We start from the raw sequence: 4,261 nt of genomic DNA on the forward strand, positions 1-4,261 counted from the left end.
TAGAATATAAAGACTTAGCATTAGACACTATAAAAACTCAAGAAATCACGCAACTTAGTAAATCACAAGCTAATATTATTTTATGAAAATATATAACTTATATTTGGCTAGATATAAGGTATGTTTGCTAAATACAAAAGAAAAATGATACGTTCTGATATTAAAAAATATAAAGAATTATGAGAAAAACGAGGTTGCTAATATATAAATATATGAAACTTTATAAATATGTCAGAATGCGCTAGGTTAGCTATTCTACAGATTTAAGTAAAGGTATGTTTAAAAAATATAAAAACAAATTGAGAGGGTTTAATAAATTCTAGAATTCTTTAGTTAATCTTTTAACATTTATTCTTATATTTTTCTTTTTTGTTTTTATATTTTCTATTATTTTATATTTTATCTTTAAAATTTTTTTAAATTAAAAAATAAAACAAAAACTATAAATTTAAAACAATATTTAAAAAACTTGCTTTATTTTTTTTACCTGTATATCTTTTATTATTCTTAGCAAAATATATGGATCCTTAGTATTATGAGTTTAAGAGGTTGTGTAAAGATATAGATAATAAAGTAATAATTTATAATAAAACTTATTGCGAAATATTTAACAATAGAGAAAAAGGAAATACAATGCATGATGAAAAAGGAGAATTCTTTTTTAATCAAAAAATAAATAAAAAAATATATTTTGATTTTAAAAAAATCAAAAAGCATTAATGTATTGCAAAAAATAAATTTACTTTAAAAGAAGTTACATTTGAAGATTATTATGATGATATTCATTATTTAACGCATTTATCCTATATTTATGATAATTATGGTATATTCTTAAGAGGTGATGAGGGTGCTGGATTATATTTTAGATATGAAGAAGTATTATATTGTGAGGATATTGACAAAAATTTAAGAAATGATGATTAGCAAGTTGAAACTTTGGAATAATAAATGCCTAAAAACATTAAAATACAAGAAGCTAAATTAGACTTAATTGCTAAATTTTTAGATTATGCTAATGTTGCAGATGCTAGTTATGCGATGTTGCAATATGTTTTTAAAGGTATAATTAAATATAAAGATAATAATAACAATGAATTAGAAGAAAAAGTAGATACCCAAAAACTAGGCGACAAACATAATAATCAAAATTCTACCTATGCAAGAGCTATACAAGCGCGTTTTGAACAAAGTAAAATAATGAGAATAGAACCTAGATGCTGCATTTCTCTTATAAATACTTGTTTTGGCAGTAAAGAAATAAAATTAAATAATAATATTAGCAAAACAGAGAAAGCATTAAAATTATTTGGAGTTAATCCTAATGATTTACAAAATAATTTAAAACTTGAGAATAATAATTATATTGCACGATTTAGATATGATACCAAGAGAATAAAAGCTCAGTTAAATATTAAAATGGATTTTGGAAAAAAACATAATAGAAGTCAATGAATTAGGTTCAATTTGGTATGATTGGAGACCTATAATATTAGGCAATGAGGGTAATATGGATTTTAGAGTTATGTGGGATAATTATATTACCTGTGGTAATATTTATATTAGAGAGATGCCAGAATGTTTTAAAGATAATAAGTTTATCTGTAATTTTAAGGAGGCAAAATGACAAATAAAGAGATAGTTGAAAAACTACGGGATAACGCTGAGTTAGCTTGGGCTAGTTATGGTTACTTTCATCTAACAGATTCTAAGATATTAAAATGAAAAAGTTTCTTACACCTAAAAAAATTCTTTTAGCTTTTATATTATGTAGCGGAATTTATTTTATAGGTATTCCTCTTGGTTTTGTACCATTTTGGTGGATACAACCTAATTATTGGGAATTTAGGAAACTATGCAAGATTAATGATTTACCAAATAGTGAGGAAAAATACAATAAAATTTTGGGATATTTTGGATTAAAACTGGGAGATAAATATGTCTTTCTTAAAAACACAACATACAAAAATAGTATAGTGTTGCGTGCTTATACAGACTTGAAAGATAATAATAATGAAGTTTTTTCTATGGATAATATTGCTAATATTGAATTTTCTCCGAGTTGGATTGTCTATTATCCTCAAATATTTGGTAATGAAGGCAATATGGATTTTAGAATAAATTGGAAAACTTCTGTAGAATGTAGGTATTTCAAAAGAGATTTACTTTTTAGGAGCAAATAATGAATAATAAAGAGCAAATCAAGAAACTTTGCGATAATGCAGAATTAGCTTGGGCATCGTATGGGTATTTTCATTTTAAGGGGAAAAGTTTTAAAAATAGTGATAAAATTATTACCATGCAAAACATACTCGATATTACCTATAAAGGTTACAAAGTTAAAGATACGGGTTGGATATTTAATGATGAACTCGATGGCGACTTTGGTAAAGAACAAGCCAAACAATTCTTTTCTCGCTATGATTTATTAAAACATTGCCCCAATACAGATTCAGGTTTCTCTGCTACTTTATTTGGAGAAAAAAGAAAACAAATTGATAGTAAAACAAAAGAAAAAAGCTATACAAGTGAATATGGCTATATCGATTATATTTTAGCCATTAGAGGAACAGAAATGAGTTCTTTTAAAGATTTGTTTGTAGCTGATGCTTCTTTAGCTGTAGGCTCTATACCCAAAGCTCAATATGATGATATGATAAACTTTTATGAAACTTGTATTAAAGATTATCCACAAATCAAAGAAAAAGATTCTCTTACCATTACAGGACACTCTCTTGGAGGCTGTCTTGCACAACTCTTTGCTTTAAGTATCTGTGATGATAAGAATAGAAATAATATCAAAGCTTTATATACTTATAATGCACCTGGAGCTAGAAAGATAGCACCTCCTTATGATTATATAGTAAAACTCTTTATATTTTACAGCAAAGAACAACAAGAAAGATTTGTAAAAGAAGAAATAGAAAATATAGTAAATAGAGCAAGAGATTTAGGCAAAAATGATGCTTCATTAGAGAGTAAGATACGAAAGATATTACACAAGATAATCCAAGAGAAACATAGTCAATACTATGGGATAACAATGAGTGTTTCTACTAATATAACAATGATGCCACTTGATATTAATGCTATCCCTATTTTAGCAGATATTGCACCATATTATAGACAACTTGCTTATAATTATTGGCAACATTTTAAAGAAGATAGGAGAACACCTCAAAATTTTGAACTTAAAGGAGATGAAAGATATATATATATATAAACTCTCAATTCAAGATTCCATACATCATTGTGAATCAAGTAAAAATGAATGCAAAAATGAATGGTATATCGGCTCTCCTATATCAAAATTAGGGATTAAGCTAGGATTACATCAAGATAATCAATATAGCGATACAATACTGCTTCATGCAATCAATACAAGCTCTGGAATAACAGGGGAACACTCCATCATCCCTCTTACTCGAACTCTTTATTTTTATTCTTATCTTTTAGAGCTTAAAGAAAATGAAGATAAAATAATAAAAAATAATTCTTTAAAAGAAAGTTTGGAAAATTTAAATCATTTTATGAAAAATATTCAAATTTATACAGAAACTTTTGTGTTAAAGAATAATGATATTAATAATAAAAATTTTGCTCATAAAAATGGACCTCTTGGACTTTTTAGAAGCTCCCCAGAAAAAATCAATCATTTTGAATACTTTCTTTCATTAATAGCCACTATAATGCAAGAAACAAATGATATTTTGCAAGAGGTTGGAGATAGTTATTATACAAGTTATAACGCTCCTATCATTAGTCAAACAAAAATCATAGATTTTATTTTAAATGCACAAGAAAAAGAAAAATATATTTTAATTCTTGATAAAAATGATTTTAATAAATACAGAAAAGATTGTTCCTTTGTTAATAATCAAGAAAATTTAGCCCATAAAATTGCCATTGGGGAATTTAGAATTTTTATTGTAGTTTATAAAGATATGAAATGTCTTGAAAATATTAACAATATAGCAAAAATATACGGATATAATTCAAAAATTTATAAAATAAAAGATCAAATTTGGGATGAGCGGTATTTAGGTGGAGTTTGTAAAATATCACAAGCTTTATATTTTAGTGGAAAAGCTAAAATAGGCATCAATTAAGGAAAATTATGGCAAGTAGAGATTTTTTATATTCTATCCACAAAGATAAAAAAAGTATTTATTTATTTTGTGAAAATAAAAGCATAATTGATTGTCAAAGTATTTATGAAGAACTTTATAAATTAGAAGCAACAACAGATTTTACTTTTGAAGAG

3 protein-coding genes and 1 pseudogene are annotated in these 4,261 nt (G+C 25.6%); all 4 read left to right on the forward strand.

Annotated elements, in window-relative coordinates:
• The first annotated feature begins 948 nt into the window (after nt 1-948).
• Complete coding sequence (locus H2280_RS08070; protein ID WP_337216216.1) at nt 949-1,452, forward strand: hypothetical protein; 504 nt, start codon at nt 949-951, stop codon at nt 1,450-1,452.
• Between the two features lie 266 nt (nt 1,453-1,718).
• Nucleotides 1,719-2,180: a hypothetical protein gene (locus H2280_RS08075; protein ID WP_337216217.1), complete on the forward strand. Its 462-nt coding sequence runs from the start codon at nt 1,719-1,721 to the stop codon at nt 2,178-2,180.
• Entirely contained in the window at nt 2,180-3,220 is a 1,041-nt protein-coding gene (locus tag H2280_RS08080; RefSeq protein ID WP_337216218.1) for a lipase family protein, read from the forward strand. The genes H2280_RS08075 and H2280_RS08080 overlap by 1 nt, the downstream gene beginning before the upstream one ends.
• Nucleotides 3,221-3,401: 181 nt before the next feature.
• Nucleotides 3,402-4,106: pseudogene (locus tag H2280_RS08085) on the forward strand (hypothetical protein); the annotation flags it as partial.
• Nucleotides 4,107-4,261 lie beyond the last annotated feature (155 nt).

Source organism: Campylobacter sp. 2457A, from assembly GCF_020135895.1.
GTDB lineage: Bacteria > Campylobacterota > Campylobacteria > Campylobacterales > Campylobacteraceae > Campylobacter_D > Campylobacter_D taeniopygiae.